We start from the raw sequence: 15,399 nt of genomic DNA, 5'->3' as shown, positions 1-15,399 counted from the left end.
GTCAGGTCGTCTCGACGGTGGCGTGCTCGGCCTCCCGGTCGGACACCCCCGCCTCGTCGAAGGTGGCCATCGAGCCGAGCAGGTCGGCGGCGGATTGCACGATCGGCAGTGCCAGGACGGCACCGCTGCCTTCGCCCAGGCGCATCGAGAGGTCCAGCACCGGAACGAGATCGAGGTGGTCGAGCGCGATCTGATGGGCGGGTTCGACCGATCGGTGTCCGGCGATCCACCAGCGCATCGCGCCCGGTGCGAGTTCGTTGGCGACCATCGCCGCGGCGGTGATCACCACGCCGTCGAGAATGACCGGCGTCCGACGCAGCGCCGCTTGGGCGAGGAAGCCGACGGTGGCGGCGAGATCGGCGCCGCCGACGGCGGCGAGCAGCGCGAGGGGGTCGTGGATGACCTTGCGCGCGCGACGCATTCCGTCTCGGATCGCGGCCGTCTTCCGCATCCATCCGGCGTCGTCGACGCCGGTGCCGCGGCCGACGATCTCGACCGGCTCGCGCCGAGTCAGCGCGCCGATGAGGACGGTCGCCGGGGTGGTGTTGCCGATGCCCATCTCGCCGGCGATGAGCAGGTCGGTGCCCGAGTCGACGAGGTCGTCGGCGATGGCGCGGCCGGCGGCCAGCGCCTCGCGTGCCTCGGCGAGGCTGATGGTGTCGGTGGTGCGGAGGTCTTCGCTGCTGCGACGGACCTTGTACCGCGACAGTTCCGGCGGGGTGTCGGCGTCGACGGACATGTCGACGACCTTCACCGCGGCGCCGACACGGCCTGTTATCACGTTCACCGCGGCACCCCCCGCGGCGATGTTGGCGACCATCTGCGCGGTCACCTCGGGTGGGAACGCCGACACCCCGCCGCGTGCGACACCGTGATCGCCGGCGAAGACGACGACGGTCGGGGAGATGAGTGGCGCGGGCGGACACTGCCCCTGGCATGCGGCGATCCAGACGCCGATCTCCTCGACGCGGCCCAGCGACCCCGGCGGCTTGGTGAGTACCGCCTGCCGTTTCCGCGCGTCCTGCGCGACCGCCTCGTCCGGCGGCGCGATCGGTGCGAACACCTCGGCATCCGTGGGGTCGGGCCGGGGCCGTTCCGAGACACCCACGCCCGCAACAGGTTCGGGTGCTGTGCCGAAAGTGGTTGCCACCGCGGCCGCCGCTGTGCTCGGCGGTGTCGGAGTGGGGTCGTCGGAGGCGGGCGGAGTCGTCGTCGGGGTGTCCGATGACGGGGTGTCCGAAACCGGGGTGGCCGACGCCTGGCCCGCGTTCCCGGTCGGGTCCGCGTCGGTTACGTGCGGGCTCACGGACTCGTCGGCGGGTGCTCCGGCGGGGAGGTTGAGGACCCGGCCGGCGACGACGAGATCGACACGCTCGCACACCTCGGCGACCCGGACGTTGAGGGTCCCGAGCAGGTCCTGGAACACCCGGCCGGCGGGGGTGGGCGGTACGAGCGAGAGGCCGGCTTCCGGGCTGATGATCACCACGTCGGCCGACATCGCGCGCAGGGCATCGCAGAGGTCGTCGATCCGGCCGTCCAGGTCGATCTCCGAACCCGAGGTCCATCCGTGGACGGCGTCGATCTGCGCGGTGAGCCAGTTGCCCAGGTCGTCGACGAGGGCCGGGATGTCGGGCGCGGCGCGCAGGGCCTGGCCGAGATCGGTCGTCTCGATCGTCGTGTACCGGTCGTCGCGGCGTTCGCGATGGCGCCGGACCCGGTCCATCCACTCCCCGTCGGAGGACGTCAGCGGGCCCGTGGCCAGGTAGCGGATCTGACGGTGGCCGTCGAGCAACGACTCTCCGTGCGCGGACTTACCCGAGCGCACGCCGCCGAGGACGAGGGTGCGCACTGCGCGATCGGTCATCGATCAGACTTCGTCGCCCGGCGAGACCATCGGCTTGGGGGCGCGCATCTTGCGCAGCTGCATCGCGCGCGTGAACGCGTACCAGCCCAGCTTGAAACCGCCGTCGCTGGACTCGGGGAAACGTTCGGCGACCCGCCGGTTGACCATGCGGCCCAGGATCACACCGTCGGCCGCCATCAGCACGACGAAGGCGACGAGGATCAGGTTGGTCAGCGCCGCCGCCTGCGGGACCAGGAACATCAGCACGATCAGCAGGATCGCGAACGGCATGAACAGCCCGGCGAAGTTGCGTCGGGCGTCGACGATGTCGCGGGTGTAGCGCCGCGAGGCGCCCTTGTCGCGCGGCATCAGGTAGGCCTCGTCGCCGGCCATCATCCGTTCGCGCTGCTGGAGCCGCTTCTCGCGGCGTTCGGCGGAGAGTGCGCGCTTCTCCTCTTTGGAGAGCGTGGACTTCAGTTCTTTCTTGCGGGCGCGCGCCTCGGCGCGGTTCGTCGGGGGCGGTGCGACGGGACCGCGTCGCTTGTTCTCGGCCTGTCGGCGAGACGGCGTCGGACGACCCTTGCCCGGGGTGTACTTGCTGCCCTTGGTGGAGGGCGCGACGTCGGTGCCGGACTCGACGTCGGCGGTGTAGGTGGAGACCGAGCTGTCGCCGGAATCCGCCTGGGTGTCGTCCTTCTTCCATGGCAGCTTCACGCTGTAGAGCCTAGGTGATCGATGTTGCGAGACAAACGCGTGGTCGTCGCTTTCGGGTGGTCACCCGGCGTACTCGGCATCCGCGGCGTCGCGCGCTGGCTCGCCGATCCGCCCTGCGTCGATGTCGCGCTGCCGGGTCGGGTTCGGCCACTTACACTCCGTGCTCATGACCGGGAACGGCGCGCAGCGCGGTGGAGCACCCACGGGGCCGACGGCGGGATCCCGGTGCGGATCCTGATCGCGCCGGATTCGTTCGGTGACACCATGTCCGCAGTGGTCGCGGCTCGGGCGATCGCCCGGGGGTGGCGTGCGGCACGGCATGGGGACGAGCTCGTCGTGGCTCCGCAGTCGGATGGCGGACCCGGCTTCGTCGACGTGCTCGCCTCGCGGTTCGGGACCGTGATCGCCGAACCGGTGTCCGGTCCGCTCGGGGCGGGGGTCATCGCGCGATGGCTTCTCGACGACGCGTCGACCGCATACATCGAGTGCGCCCAGGCGTGCGGTCTGCACCAGCTGGGCGGGACGCCGACGCCGCGTACGGCGACGGCAGCCGATACCCGCGGAGTCGGCGAGCTCGTCGCGGCGGCGCTGGCGCGCGGGGCCGAGCGGATCGTGGTCGGGCTCGGCGGCAGTGCGACCACCGATGGCGGCGCCGGCCTCGTGGAAGCCCTCGGCGGCGGCGACCGCGCCCGGGAGCGACTCCGGGGTGTGGATCTGGTGGTGGCGTCCGATGTGGAGAACCCGCTGCTCGGGCCGTCGGGAGCCGCCGCCGTCTTCGGTCCGCAGAAGGGCGCCGACCCGGAGACGGTCGAACTGCTCGAGACGCGCCTCGCCCACTGGGCACAGGTGTTGAGTGCGCTCGCCGACCGGGATGTCGCCGATGAGCCCGGCGCCGGCGCCGCGGGTGGTCTGGGTGCGGCGCTGCTCGCGCTCGGCGGTACCCGGGTGTCCGGTGCCACCGTCGTCGCGGAGGCGACCGGGCTGGCGGCCGAGGTGGCCGCGGCCGATGTCGTGGTCACCGGAGAGGGGAAGTTCGACGCCCAGACGCTCCGGGGCAAGGTGGTCGCCGCACTGCACGACGCGGCCTCGACGATCGGCGCCCGGGGCGCGGGTGCGCCGACGATCGTCCTCGCGGGTCAGGTCGCCTTGGGCCCCGACGAGATCCGAGCGGCCGGTGTCGCGGCCGCGTACGCGATCGTCGACATCGCCGGCTCGGTCGAGGTCGCGATGAACGATGCGGAGAACCAGCTCGTCGTGCTCGCGACATCGGTCGCATCCGACTTCCGGGAGGCGGACGGTCCGGGCTGACCTCGACGTCGCGCCGTGCCGCCGAATTGGGTGCCGACCTCCCGGAAACGCCCGTCCGACTGGACGGGAATACCACGGGGAGGAGTACGGTTGTACGCACGGGCACACCGGTCGACCTCCCGGCGAGCGGGTGAATCCCGAACGACCGTGAGGGCACACCCCAACCACGGCATCGGGCCACGATGCACCGGGACCACACCACTTACAGGAGCATCCATGACCGTGCAGAACGAAACGGGCACAGCCACGAGCACCGGCGTCATCCTCAGCGACGCAGCCGCGTCGAAGGCCAAAGCGCTGCTCGACCAGGAGGGCCGCGACGATCTCGCGCTGCGTATCGCCGTACAGCCGGGTGGTTGCGCGGGCCTGCGATACCAGCTCTTCTTCGACGACCGCACTCTCGATGGCGACATCACCACCGATTTCGGTGGCGTCACCCTCGCCGTCGACCGCATGAGCGCCCCCTACGTGCAGGGTGCCACCATCGACTTCGTCGACACCATCGAGAAGCAGGGCTTCACCATCGACAACCCGAATGCCACCGGCAGTTGCGCCTGCGGCGATTCGTTCAACTGACGCCGTACACGTCAGCGAACTTCCGGTACCGGCCGCATCCCGCTCGGGGTGCGGCCGGTGTCGTTTGCCGATGAGTGAGTAGCGTGGACACCTGTCTGCGTCATCACCTGTCCGGGTGAGGTGACCACCTGCTGGGTACATCCGTCGGGCAACCAATCGAAGGGTCGAGATCTCCAGTGGCAATCGTTGTGTGTGGGTCCATCGCAACCGACCATCTGATGAAGTTCCCGGGCAAGTTCTCCGAGCAGCTGCTCGGAGACCACCTCGAACACATCTCCCTCAGCTTCCTCGTGGAGGAACTCGTCGTTCGGCGCGGCGGTGTCGGCGGCAACATCTGCTACGCGATGGGTCAGCTCGGCGGTGCGCCCGTTCTGGTCGGCGCGGTCGGGTCCGACTTCCACGACTACCGCCAGTGGCTCGAATCCAACGGGGTCGACTGCCGGGGCGTGCGGGTCTCGGAGACCCACCACACCGCCCGGTTCATGTGCACCACCGACGAGACGATGGCCCAGCTCGCCACGTTCTACGCCGGCGCGATGAGCGAGAGCCGCGAGATCGTGCTGTCCGAGGTCATCGCGGAGGTCGGGGCGCCCGACCTCGTCCTCATCGGGGCCGATGATCCGGCCGGGATGATCCGCCACACCGAAGAGTGCCGGGCCGCCGGTATCCCGTTCGCGGCGGACCCGTCGCAGCAGCTGGCCCGCCTCGACGGGGAGCAGACCCGCACGCTCATCGACGGCGCCGCCTACCTGTTCACCAACGAGTACGAGTGGGGGCTCCTGCGTCAGAAGGCCGGATTGTCCGAGGCGCAGGTCGCGGAGATGGTCGGCGTGCGCGTCACGACGCTCGGCAAGGACGGCGTCGAGATCGTCGACCGCGACGGCACGCGCATCCACGTCCCCGTCGTGCCGGAGACGGAGAAGGTCGACCCCACCGGTGTCGGCGACGGGTTCCGCGCCGGGTTCTTGTCCGCGCTGGCGCGCGGACTCGACTTCGAGCGGGCCGGGCAGGTCGGCTCGATGGTCGCGGTGCTGGTGCTGGAGACCGTCTCGACACAGGACTGGGCCTGGGACCCGGACTCGGCCCTGGCTCGGATCGAAGGCGCCTACGGCGCCGAGGCCGCCGCGGAGATCAAGGCGGCGTTCGCCGGCTGAGTCCGGTTCTCCGGGGTGGTGACGCGTCTGACGTTGCCACCCCCGCCCCGGCGTGAGACGTTGGAACGGAGTCTCGATCGAGGGCTCCCGGACGAGGGGTGCTGTACCCGGTGCGCGACAAGACGGCCCGGAGGGAGCGTCATGTCGTGGATCGTTCTGATCGTGTCCGGTGTCCTGGAAGCCGTGTGGGCAACCGCGCTGGGCAAGTCGGAGGGTTTCAGCAAGCTGGGTCCGACGGCCGTGTTCGGGGTCGCGCTGGTCGCCAGCATGGTCGGACTGGCGTATGCGATGCGCGATCTGCCGGTCGGGACCGCCTATGCGGTGTGGGTCGGTATCGGCGCGGTGCTGACCGTCGTCTATGCGATGGCCACCGGTGAGGAACCGGTTTCGCTGCTCAAGGCGCTGTTCCTGGTGATGATCGTCGGCGGGGTCATCGGTCTCAAGCTCGCGCACTGATCCCGTCGCCACCGAAGCCGCCCCGGATTCGTGGGCGGCTTCGGTTGTCGGGGAATCAGACCCGCACGGGATAGGTGTGGTCGATGATCTCCGGAACGATCGTGCCCTCGACGAAGATGCCGTGCCAGACCATGAACATCAGGACCGTCCAGAGACGACGGCTGTTGTCCACCACGCCTTCTCGGTGCTCGTTGAGCATCGCGACAACCGCGTCCTTGGCGAAGATGTGATCGGTCTGCGAATGCATGATCGTGTCGTGCGCCCAGTCGAACATCTCGGTGCCGGCCAGCCAGTGGCGGATGGGGACCGGGAAGCCGAGCTTCTTGCGATGCAGGACGTGCGCCGGGACGATCTGCTCCAGCGCCTTGCGCAACGCGTATTTCGTTGTGCCGTGCGCGATCTTCTCGTCGTGCGGGAGACCTTCGGCGATCGCGAAGACCTCCGGGTCGAGGAACGGCACCCGCAGCTCGAGGGAGTTGGCCATGGTGATCTTGTCGGCCTTGACCAGGATGTCACCGCGCAGCCAGGTGAAGAGGTCCAGATGTTGCATGCGGGCCACCGGGTCCCAGCCCTGGCTCATCGCGTAGATCGGTGCGGTGACGTCGGTGTGGGTCCATTCGGGACGGTAGTCGCGCAGCACCGCGCGGAGCCGCGCGTCGTCGAAGCTGCGGGCGTTGCCGTAATAGCGCTCCTCGAGCGTGAGCGACCCGCGGTGCAGCAGGCTCTTGCCGCGGGTCCCCTCCGGAATCCGCTCGGACACCTTGCCCGCCGCAAGACGCAGCGCACGGGGCAGACGGTCGAACGCGGCGAGGGACAGCGGTTCCTTGTAGATCGTGTAGCCGCCGAACAACTCGTCGGCGCCCTCGCCGGACAGGACCACCTTGACGTGCTTGCGCGCCTCGGCGGCCACGAAGTACAGCGGGACGAGTGCAGGGTCGGCGACCGGATCGTCGAGGTACCAGACGATCGACGGGATCGACTCGATGAACTCCGACGGCCCGACGACCTTCACGACATGCCGAGCGCCCATCGCCTCCGCGGACTCGGCGGCGACGTCGACCTCCGAGTAGCCCTCGCGCTCGAAGCCGGTGGTGAAGGTGATGAGGTCGGGGTTGTGCCGGATCGCGAGCGCCGCGATGGCCGTCGAGTCGATGCCGCCGGACAGGAACGACCCGACCGTGACGTCGGCGCGCATGTGCTTGGCGACCGAATCGGCGAGGACGTCGGCGATCTCGTCGTACCGCTTCTGCCGGGTGGCCTCGGTGACCGGGCGGACACCGAACTGCGGGGTGAAGTAACGCCGGATCGACAGGGGACTGCCCGGCGTGGCGGTCGCGTGGCAGCCCGACTCGAGCCGCCGGATCGACGCGTGGATCGTCTCGGGCTCCGGGACGTACTGCAGCACGGTGTAGTGCTCGATCGCGCGGGGATCGAGCTCGGTCGACAGCCCGACGCGTTCGATCAGCTCGAGCAGGCTCTTCTTCTCGCTGCCGAAGATCAGCCCGCCGGGGCCCGACGCGACGAACAGCGGCTTGATGCCGAACGGGTCGCGGGCGAGGAAGAGCGAGCGGTTCTCGGTGTCCCAGATCGCGAAGGCGAACATGCCGCGAAGCCGTTTGACCGCGTCGGGGCCCCAGTGGTGGAACGCTGCGACGATCGCCTCGCTGTCACCCTCGGTCCGGAACAGCACCCCCTCGTCCGTCGCCAGCTCGGCGCGGATCTCGAGGTAGTTGTAGATCTCGCCGTTGAACACCAGCGCGTAACGGTCGGGATTCTCGGGCGGGCCCCAGCGCAGCGGCTGATGCGAATGCTCGATGTCGATGATCGAGAGGCGGTTGAACCCGAACACGATGTCGTCGTCGTGCCATGTACCGGGCTCGTCGGGTCCGCGATGCCGCATGCAGTGCGAGGCCACCGCCACCGGTTCGACGACATCGGCGGCCGTTCCGTCGGATGTCAGCAGGCCGAGCAGACCACACACGTCTCGTTCTCTCCGTTCAGTTGCCAGTCCACGCACGATTCCGACGCCGGGCCGGATCGCGTCCGAGTATGCCTGAAGCGGCGGGCTGAGTTCCTATGTGGCGCGGTGGGCCGTGCGAGCGAACGCGACTGTCGCGCGCGACCCGTGGGCGCCGGTGCGGGACCGAGGGAGGGGGACACGACGCCGATCGCGCCCCGATTCCGACAGCTTCCGCGGGTTGGTCTACGCTGCGTAGTACTAGGTGCAAGAATTGCTGTGTGTCCACGGCAAGACCTTGCCCCGTGCAGGTCATGTGGCATGCACTCACCTCGGCGCGAGGGCGCCGGTGAGCGAGCAGGAAGGCGTGAAATTGGCACACGGTGGACGGCCCCGAGCGAGGCGTGTCTCATCAGCGTCGCGGACGATGAAGCGACTCGGATTCGTCGCCGCTCTCGGCCTCGGCGCACTGCTGATGTCGGGTTGCAGCGCCAGTGAGGCGATGCGTTTCGGTTGGCCCGAGGGCGTCACGCCCGACGGCAAAGAGATGGTCGATCTGTGGACCTGGTCGGTCATCGCGGCGCTGGTCATGGGTGTCCTGGTCTGGGCGCTGATCTTCTGGACGATCACGTTCCACCGCGCGAACGACGCCAAGAAGGGCGTGTTCCCGCGCCAGACGGCATACAACGTGCCGCTGGAGCTCACCTACACGGCGATCCCGTTCGTCATCATCGCCGTGCTCTTCTACTTCACGGTCATTGTGCAGAACAACGTCGAGGGCAAGAACAACGACTCCAAGGTCGTCGTCGACGTCACCGCGTTCCAGTGGAACTGGAAGTTCGGCTACAACCAGGTCGAGTTCTCCGACGGCACCACCTACAACGGCTTCGAGCAGAACGGAAACCCGTTCGAGGTCCAGGCCCAGACCGGCAGCGGCGCCGAGACCGAGCACGCCGGCAGCGACGAGGGCGGCGAGCACGGTGAGCTGCCCGGTCCGGCCGGCGGTCGTGACGACGACATCCGCGACTACCTGAAGTTCGACCGGATCGAGACGGTCGGCTCGTCGTCGGAGATCCCGGTCCTGGTGCTGCCGACCGGCAAGCGCATCGAGTTCAACATCGCCTCGGCCGACGTCATCCACTCGTTCTGGGTGCCGGAGTTCCTCTACAAGCGCGACGTCTTCCCGTTCCCCGAGCAGAACGCGACCGACCCGATCTTCCAGATCAAGTCGATCGACCGGACCGGCGCCTTCGTCGGCCGCTGTGCCGAGATGTGCGGTACGTACCACTCGATGATGAACTTCGAGGTCCGCGCCGTCTCGCCGGAGGACTTCGACAGCTACATCCGGTTCCGCGAGGCGAACCCCAGCGCCACCAATGCGGAAGCGCTCGCGTCGATCTGCCAGGCACCCGAAGCGGTGACCACGGTGCCGTTCGACACCCGCCGCGCGACCGACGGCTCCGTCGGTGCCACCGGTGATCCCGACAACCCGACCCTCGCCAACTGCACCAAGGAAGTGAGCTGACGATGAAGATCGAGGCACGCCTCTTCGAGATGCTGACCGCCTTCTTCTTTCTGACGGGCGTCGCATACACCCTCTTCACCGCGTTCACCAGCAAGGGCATCGAGTGGGTCGGCGTCGTCGGCCTGTTCTTCGCGGCCGGCCTGACGCTCATCGCGGGCACGTTCTTCCGGTTCGTCGCCCGACGCGTCGAGATCCGTCCCGAGGACTACGAGGACGCCGAGGTCGAGGACGGCGCCGGGGAGCTGGGCTTCTTCAGCCCGCACTCCTGGTGGCCCATCCTGATCGCGCTCGGCGCCTCGACGTTCGCGGTCGGTTTCGCGACCGGCAACTTCTGGCTGGCGATCTTCGCGGCCGTCGTCATCATGGGCACCGCGGCGGGACTGGTCTTCGAGTACCACGTCGGCCCCGAGAAGCACTGAGCGACAGGCACTGACGCCGACGCCGCACGGCGCCGCGCACGCACCACGAGAGCGCCCCACCGGATCTCCGGTGGGGCGCTCTCGTGTCTTCGCCGAGCGACCCTCGGTGAGCGGTCAGGGACGCTCCCGGCCGACCGGCCGGAAGACCTTCAGGACGCGGTAGTCCACGCGGAAGTCGGCCTGCGAGAACGACTCCTCGACCTCGCCGTCGTGTGAGACCGCGACGGGGCCGTCGACCGCGGTGAAGCGGAACTCGGGGACCTGCATCTCGTGGTACAGGTGAGAGCGTTCAAGACGACCGAGCGCGAGTGAACCCAGGAGTCGCAGGGTCGCCCAGCGGTGGCTTGTCTCGAGGATCCGTACGTCGAGAAGGCCGTCGTCGAGCCGGATGCGTCGCGACGGCAGGAATCCGGTGGGCTGGTAGATCGAGTTGCCGACGAGGAACAGGGACGCATCGAGTACACGGCCCTCCACCTCGATTCGGACGTGCGGGTCTTTGCGGAGGACGTGCAATACGGCCGCCGCGGTCGCGAGCGGCCGGCTGATCCGCCGCTGGAGGCGCCGGCGGACCCGGACGAAGTCGGGGTGCGCGCCGATGCTCGCGGTGTTGAGGATCAGGCGGGAGTTGTTGAGCCACATCGCGTCGACACGGGACGCCGAACCCGAACGAATCGCGTCGATCGTGGTGTCCACCGTGCCGCAACCGATGTCACGCGCGAAGTGGTTGAACGTGCCGGCCGGGAAGACCGCGACGGGGATGTCGGCGGCCAGCGCAGGAGCGGCGGCACACGCCACGGTGCCGTCGCCGCCGGCCACCCCCAGGATCTCCGCTCGGGCCGCCACGTCGGCGAAAACGGTTGCCATGTCGTCGGTGTCGTCGAGCTCGATGATCTCGGCGGCCGGCAGCCCGGTGCGGATCGCATCCACCACACGGCGACCCCGTCCGTCCGCGGAGCCCGGGTTCACGACGACGACCAGTCCGGTCCCGTCGGGGTTGGGTCCCACATCGACGACCGACGGGGCGGCCAGGGACAGCGACGGTTCGGTGATGGGCGGCACGACACGGGCACCGATCGTGGCGATGACGGCGCCGATGCCGAGCCCCGCGACCACGTCGCCGGGGTAGTGTGCCCCGGTCGCCACCCGGGACAGCCCGACGAGCCCGGCCAGTGCCGACAACAACAGACCCGCGGGCGGATTTTCGACGGCCACACCGACCGCGAAGGCGGCAGCACTGGCGGAGTGTCCGGACGGCAGCGAGTTGGAGGTCGGGCGTCGACGACCCCGCCGGGACAACGGGATCGGTCCGTGGGAGGGCCGCGAGCGGTTGCGGATCCGCTTCGCCCCCTGGTTGGTGACCAGACTCGTCACGGCGAGCGAGACCAGTCCGCGTGCGGCGCCGCGCTGCAGCGAGGGACGGCCGGACACGGCGAGCCCGGCGGCGATCGTCATCCACAGCTTCGAATGGTCGGCGGCCCGGGTGAGCATCGGCATCGTCACGTCGAGGAGCGGGCTCGGGGATCGCGCGATCGAATCGTAGATCTCGGCATCGAGAGTGCCCATCCCGCGGGTGATCTGGGACAGACCGGAACTTCGGGGAGGTGACCGGTGCATGGGGTACACCGTGCCACATCGGACCCACGCCGGCAGCCACCCTGGGGGAGGGGAGCGGTGTCGGTCGGCGACGTGGGCCACTATGCACAACGAACCGCGGACCGTCGCGCACCAGATGGTGCTCGACGGCCCGCGGTGGGTCGTGCGATTTCCTGCGACTACTCGCCGAAGGGGTTGCCGCCCTTGGCCTGCAGCTCGCGGAGGGCCTTCCGCTCGCCGGCCTCGATCTCGTGCTCGAGTTCGACGTTCCGCAGCTGCTCCTCCGGCGGATCCGCCGTGAGGATCGAACCGGTACCCGGGGCACCGGCGGAGCCGAGCTTGTTCATCCGCTTGGGCAGTGCCGCACCCTCGTAGGGGAGCGGGATCGGGTGACCATGGCTGTCGACCGGGCCGAGCGGCTGGTGGACCTCGATGTACTCACCCTGCGGCAGCCGCTTGATGATGCCGGTCTCGATACCGTGTGCCAAGACCTCGCGGTCACTGCGCTGCAACGAGAGCGCCCAGCGGTAGGCGATGAAGTAGACCAGCGGCGGCAGGACGATCAGACCGATACGCCCGATCCAGGTGGTCGCGTTCAGCGAGATGTGGAACTTGAACGCGATGATGTCGTTCATACATGCGATTGTCAGCAGGATGTAGAACGAGACCGCCATGGAGCCGATCGCCGTCCGCACCGGGGTGTCGCGGGGACGCTGCAGCAGGTTGTGGTGCGCATCGTCGCCGGTGAGCTTCTTCTCGATCCACGGGTAGGCGAACATCAGGCCGAAGATGATGGTCATGATCAGCACGACCCAGTTCGACATCGGCACCGTGTAGTTGCCCAGGTAGAGCTCCCACGCGGGGAACAGACGTATCAGACCGTCGGTCCACATCATGTAGATGTCTGGCTGAGATCCGGCCGACACCTGTGCCGGGTTGTACGGACCGATGTTCCAGACCGGGTTGATCTGGAAGACGCCTGACATGATCGCCAGCACGCCGGTGACGAAGGCGAACATCGCGCCGGCCTTGGCAGCGAAGACCGGCATGATGCGGACGCCGACGACGTTCTTCTCGGTGCGGCCGGGGCCGGGGAACTGCGTGTGCTTCTGGTACCAGACCAGCGCGAGGTGTGCGCCGATCAGAGCCAGGATGATGCCCGGGAAGAGCAGGATGTGCAGCACGTAGAGGCGCGGGATGATGATGACGCCGGGGAAGTCGCCGCCGAACAGTGCCCAGTGGATCCAGGTGCCGACGACCGGGATACCGAGGACGATGCCACTCATGGCGGCGCGGACGCCGGTGCCCGACAGGAGGTCGTCGGGGAGCGAGTAACCGAAGAAGCCCTCGAACATCGCCAGGATCAGCAGGAGACAACCGATGATCCAGTTGGCCTCACGCGGACGTCGGAACGCACCGGTGAAGAAGATGCGCATCATGTGGATGATGATCGACGCGGCGAACAGCAGAGCCGCCCAGTGGTGGATCTGACGGACGAAGAGACCGCCGCGCACCTCGAACGAGATGTTCAGCGTCGTCTCGTACGCCTTGGTCATCATCACGCCGTTCAGCGGCTGGTAGGCGCCGTCGTACACCACGCGCGTCATCGACGGATCGAAGAACAGCGACAGGTAGACGCCTGACACCAGCAGGATGATGAAGCTGTACAGCGCGATCTCACCCAGCATGAAGGACCAGTGGGTGGGGAAGACCTTGTTGATCTGGCGACGCATGCCCGCGGCGAGGTGATACCGCGAGTCCACTTCTTCGGCTTGAGTGCCGAGGCGTTCGGCGATGCTCATGACTTACGCTCCCAGAATGCCGGACCGACGGGCTCGATGAAGTCGCCTGCGGCAACGAGGTAGCCCTCGTTGTTCACCGTGATCGGCAGCTGTGCCAGCGCACGGGCGGCCGGTCCGAAGATGGGCTTGGCGTACTCGAGGGCGTCGAACTGCGACTGATGGCAGGGACACAGGATGCGGTTGCTCCGCTGCTCGTAGAGCGAGGCGGGGCAGCCGAGGTGGCTGCAGACCTTGGTGTAGGCGAAGTAGTCACCGTAGTTGAAGCTCTCCTGACCCTTGCGCTTGACCGCACGGGCCGCATCCTCGGGACGCAGACGGATGAGCATGACGGGGTTGCGGACCTGGTGCAGGCCCTCCTCCAGCAGATGGCGGGAGTGCTCGGACTCGCCGAACCCGTCCGAACGACGCCACGGGAACACGGTTTCCATACCGCCGGCGTCGAGATCTTCCGGCCGGACCAGGGCGACCTGGAACGGGTTGCCGGTGTCACGCCGCAGGTAGATGGTCTCGTTGGGCGCTTCCGGCGGGTTGTAGATCGGCGACCAGCCCGAGTGCCACAGCGGCGAGTCGGGGCCCTCGGCCCACGGGTTCTTGATGAAGCCGCCGAGGAAGGCCACGAGTCCGGTGACCGCGAAGGCGCCGAGACCGAAACCGGCAGAGCCGATGATCATCTTGCGACGACCCAGCGTGGACGTGGCGCCGGTGTCCTGGAGCAGACCGACGATCGTCTTCTTGTCGACCTCGGCCGATCCGCCGTCGTGACGATCCTGAACCGAGATCTCGGCCGGGATGAACTTCTTGGTGATGAGGATCAGCGCAACGCCGATGGCGAACACCGACAGACCGAACGTCACGCCGAGGAGTGGCGTGTTGAACGTGTACCACCAGTAGTTCGGATCGTCCGGGAGGGCGAATTCCCAGTGGTTGAACAGGAAGATCCCGAGGCACGCGAGGGCGGACACGCCGGCCACGGTGAACCAGATGGCCACCTGACGCTCGGCCCGCTTCTCGACCTTGGTGCCCGGCACCGAGTAACGCTCGGACCGGTGGATGATCTCGACGCCGTCGAGATTGGTGCCGAGTTTGACGAGCTCATCGGTGCTCATCTGTTCGAGTTCGTCCCGCGACGGGACGGCTTTGTCGTTCGCGCTCATGCTCGAGATCCCATCCACATGGCGCCGGCGACGATGGCGATGACGCCGACGAACCACATGACCATGCCTTCACTGACCGGGCCGAAACCACCGAGGCCCAGACCACCACTGGGCTTGGCCTCGCTCACGTACTTGACGTAGGCGATCACGTCCCGCTTCTCTTCCGGATCGAGCTGACGGTTCGAGAACTTGGGCATGTTCTGCGGACCGGTCAGCATCGCGGTGTAGATCTGCGCCTCGTTCACCCCGTCGAGGTTCGGCGCGAACTTGCCCGAGGACAGTGCGCCACCGCGACCGGTGAAGTTGTGGCACGACGCGCAGTTCAATCGGAACAGCTCACTGCCGCGTCCGATGCTGTCGCCGCGCAGTGACTCCATCGCGACGGTGCCGTCGGCATTGCGCGGCACCTGCGGTCCGCCACCCTCGGCCTGGATGTAGGCGCCGAGCTGGTCGATCTGCTCGGTGGTGAACTTGGCCGGCTTGCGCTGGGCCTGCGCCTCACCACGCGCCGCCGGCATACGTCCGGTCGACACCTGGAAGTACACGGCGGCGTCGCCGACACCGAGAAGTGCGGGACCGCGCTCGGGCACGCCCTGGAGGTTCGCGCCGTGGCAGGTGATGCACGAGGTCTCGTAGAGCTTGCGACCGTCGTCGATCATCGCGGCGTTGCTCTCGTCGGCGACCGCGACCTGCGGCTCGGGGGTCAGCACCGAGGCGAGCACACCCGCCATGACGAGGCCGGCCAGCAGCACGATGGTGCCGCCTGCGCGCCGACGGAGCTTGCGTCGGGCCTTGGCGCGGCGGCCGGCGTCGCGTGCAGAGGAGCGTCGGGCCGAGGCATCGGGTCCGACCTCGGTGCCGCTATCCGACGGACGCGGTGGAGATGAACTCATCTGTG

General features: G+C 68.2%; 13 protein-coding genes and 1 riboswitch. Of the genes, 6 read left to right on the top strand and 7 right to left on the bottom strand.

What is annotated here, in order from left to right; translation table 11 throughout:
- Position 1 precedes the first annotated feature (1 nt).
- Both cobT and Q9R39_RS00925 read right to left on the bottom strand, forming a co-directional pair.
- Positions 2–1,864, bottom strand: a complete 1,863-nt coding sequence (gene cobT / locus Q9R39_RS00930) for a nicotinate-nucleotide--dimethylbenzimidazole phosphoribosyltransferase (protein WP_311276957.1) — start codon at positions 1,862–1,864, stop codon at positions 2–4.
- A 3-nt stretch (positions 1,865–1,867) separates the two neighbouring features.
- Complete coding sequence (locus Q9R39_RS00925) at positions 1,868–2,557, bottom strand: DUF3043 domain-containing protein (protein WP_311276956.1); 690 nt, start codon at positions 2,555–2,557, stop codon at positions 1,868–1,870.
- Between the two features lie 225 nt (positions 2,558–2,782).
- Here Q9R39_RS00925 and Q9R39_RS00920 point away from each other — a divergent pair, with 225 nt between their 5' ends.
- The 4 genes from Q9R39_RS00920 (at position 2,783) to Q9R39_RS00905 (ending at position 6,051) form a co-directional block, all read left to right on the top strand.
- Entirely contained in the window at positions 2,783–3,865 is a 1,083-nt protein-coding gene (locus tag Q9R39_RS00920) for a glycerate kinase (protein ID WP_078112871.1), read from the top strand.
- 216 nt (positions 3,866–4,081) lie between these two features.
- The gene (locus Q9R39_RS00915; RefSeq protein WP_058253100.1) at positions 4,082–4,441 is read left to right on the top strand and encodes an iron-sulfur cluster assembly accessory protein; all 360 of its coding nucleotides are present in this window, start codon (positions 4,082–4,084) and stop codon (positions 4,439–4,441) included.
- A gap of 176 nt (positions 4,442–4,617) precedes the next feature.
- The gene (locus Q9R39_RS00910) at positions 4,618–5,595 is read left to right on the top strand and encodes a carbohydrate kinase family protein (RefSeq protein ID WP_217700283.1); all 978 of its coding nucleotides are present in this window, start codon (positions 4,618–4,620) and stop codon (positions 5,593–5,595) included.
- 65 nt (positions 5,596–5,660) lie between these two features.
- Positions 5,661–5,727: riboswitch (guanidine-III (ykkC-III) riboswitch) on the top strand.
- Between the two features lie 9 nt (positions 5,728–5,736).
- Positions 5,737–6,051, top strand: a complete 315-nt coding sequence (locus Q9R39_RS00905; protein WP_068972093.1) for a multidrug efflux SMR transporter — start codon at positions 5,737–5,739, stop codon at positions 6,049–6,051.
- A 55-nt stretch (positions 6,052–6,106) separates the two neighbouring features.
- On the opposite strand, the gene asnB is transcribed toward Q9R39_RS00905, so the two are convergent.
- Entirely contained in the window at positions 6,107–8,032 is a 1,926-nt protein-coding gene (gene asnB, locus Q9R39_RS00900) for an asparagine synthase (glutamine-hydrolyzing) (RefSeq protein WP_311276955.1), read from the bottom strand.
- 403 nt (positions 8,033–8,435) lie between these two features.
- On the opposite strand from asnB, the gene Q9R39_RS00895 reads away from it, so the two are divergent.
- Together Q9R39_RS00895 and Q9R39_RS00890 are read left to right on the top strand one after the other, a co-directional pair.
- Complete coding sequence (locus Q9R39_RS00895; protein WP_078112804.1) at positions 8,436–9,533, top strand: cytochrome c oxidase subunit II; 1,098 nt, start codon at positions 8,436–8,438, stop codon at positions 9,531–9,533.
- A gap of 2 nt (positions 9,534–9,535) precedes the next feature.
- Positions 9,536–9,952, top strand: a complete 417-nt coding sequence (locus Q9R39_RS00890) for a cytochrome c oxidase subunit 4 (protein WP_058253080.1) — start codon at positions 9,536–9,538, stop codon at positions 9,950–9,952.
- 114 nt (positions 9,953–10,066) lie between these two features.
- On the opposite strand, the gene Q9R39_RS00885 is transcribed toward Q9R39_RS00890, so the two are convergent.
- From Q9R39_RS00885 to Q9R39_RS00870, 4 genes are all read right to left on the bottom strand, one after another.
- Complete coding sequence (locus Q9R39_RS00885; protein WP_078112805.1) at positions 10,067–11,515, bottom strand: bifunctional phosphatase PAP2/diacylglycerol kinase family protein; 1,449 nt, start codon at positions 11,513–11,515, stop codon at positions 10,067–10,069.
- A 209-nt stretch (positions 11,516–11,724) separates the two neighbouring features.
- On the bottom strand, positions 11,725–13,347 hold the full coding sequence (locus tag Q9R39_RS00880; protein ID WP_058253078.1) for a cytochrome bc complex cytochrome b subunit: 1,623 nt from the start codon (positions 13,345–13,347) through the stop codon (positions 11,725–11,727).
- The gene (locus Q9R39_RS00875) at positions 13,344–14,501 is read right to left on the bottom strand and encodes a ubiquinol-cytochrome c reductase iron-sulfur subunit (protein ID WP_078112806.1); all 1,158 of its coding nucleotides are present in this window, start codon (positions 14,499–14,501) and stop codon (positions 13,344–13,346) included. Before Q9R39_RS00875 ends, Q9R39_RS00880 begins: the two co-directional genes overlap by 4 nt.
- Positions 14,498–15,394 (bottom strand): c-type cytochrome, encoded by an 897-nt coding sequence (locus Q9R39_RS00870; RefSeq protein ID WP_058253076.1) that lies wholly within the window; start codon positions 15,392–15,394, stop codon positions 14,498–14,500. Before Q9R39_RS00870 ends, Q9R39_RS00875 begins: the two co-directional genes overlap by 4 nt.
- Positions 15,395–15,399 lie beyond the last annotated feature (5 nt).

The organism is Gordonia sp. AC31 (assembly GCF_031844505.1).
GTDB classification, from domain to species: Bacteria; Actinomycetota; Actinomycetes; order Mycobacteriales; family Mycobacteriaceae; genus Gordonia; species Gordonia hongkongensis.
The sequence above is the reverse complement of the archived record's forward strand: the minus strand, read 5'-3'. Positions and strand labels throughout refer to the sequence as shown.

What these genes read in the sequence shown, in the direction of transcription:
- cobT (WP_311276957.1), bottom strand. Translation starts at nt 1,864, where the DNA reads ATGACCGATCGCGCAGTGCGCACCCTCGTCCTCGGCGGCGTGCGCTCG.
- Q9R39_RS00915 (WP_058253100.1), top strand. Translation starts at nt 4,082, where the DNA reads ATGACCGTGCAGAACGAAACGGGCACAGCCACGAGCACCGGCGTCATC.
- Q9R39_RS00905 (WP_068972093.1), top strand. Translation starts at nt 5,737, where the DNA reads ATGTCGTGGATCGTTCTGATCGTGTCCGGTGTCCTGGAAGCCGTGTGG.
- Q9R39_RS00895 (WP_078112804.1), top strand. Translation starts at nt 8,436, where the DNA reads ATGAAGCGACTCGGATTCGTCGCCGCTCTCGGCCTCGGCGCACTGCTG.
- Q9R39_RS00890 (WP_058253080.1), top strand. Translation starts at nt 9,536, where the DNA reads ATGAAGATCGAGGCACGCCTCTTCGAGATGCTGACCGCCTTCTTCTTT.
- Q9R39_RS00885 (WP_078112805.1), bottom strand. Translation starts at nt 11,515, where the DNA reads ATGGGCACTCTCGATGCCGAGATCTACGATTCGATCGCGCGATCCCCG.
- Q9R39_RS00880 (WP_058253078.1), bottom strand. Translation starts at nt 13,347, where the DNA reads ATGAGCATCGCCGAACGCCTCGGCACTCAAGCCGAAGAAGTGGACTCG.
- Q9R39_RS00875 (WP_078112806.1), bottom strand. Translation starts at nt 14,501, where the DNA reads ATGAGCGCGAACGACAAAGCCGTCCCGTCGCGGGACGAACTCGAACAG.
- Q9R39_RS00870 (WP_058253076.1), bottom strand. Translation starts at nt 15,394, where the DNA reads ATGAGTTCATCTCCACCGCGTCCGTCGGATAGCGGCACCGAGGTCGGA.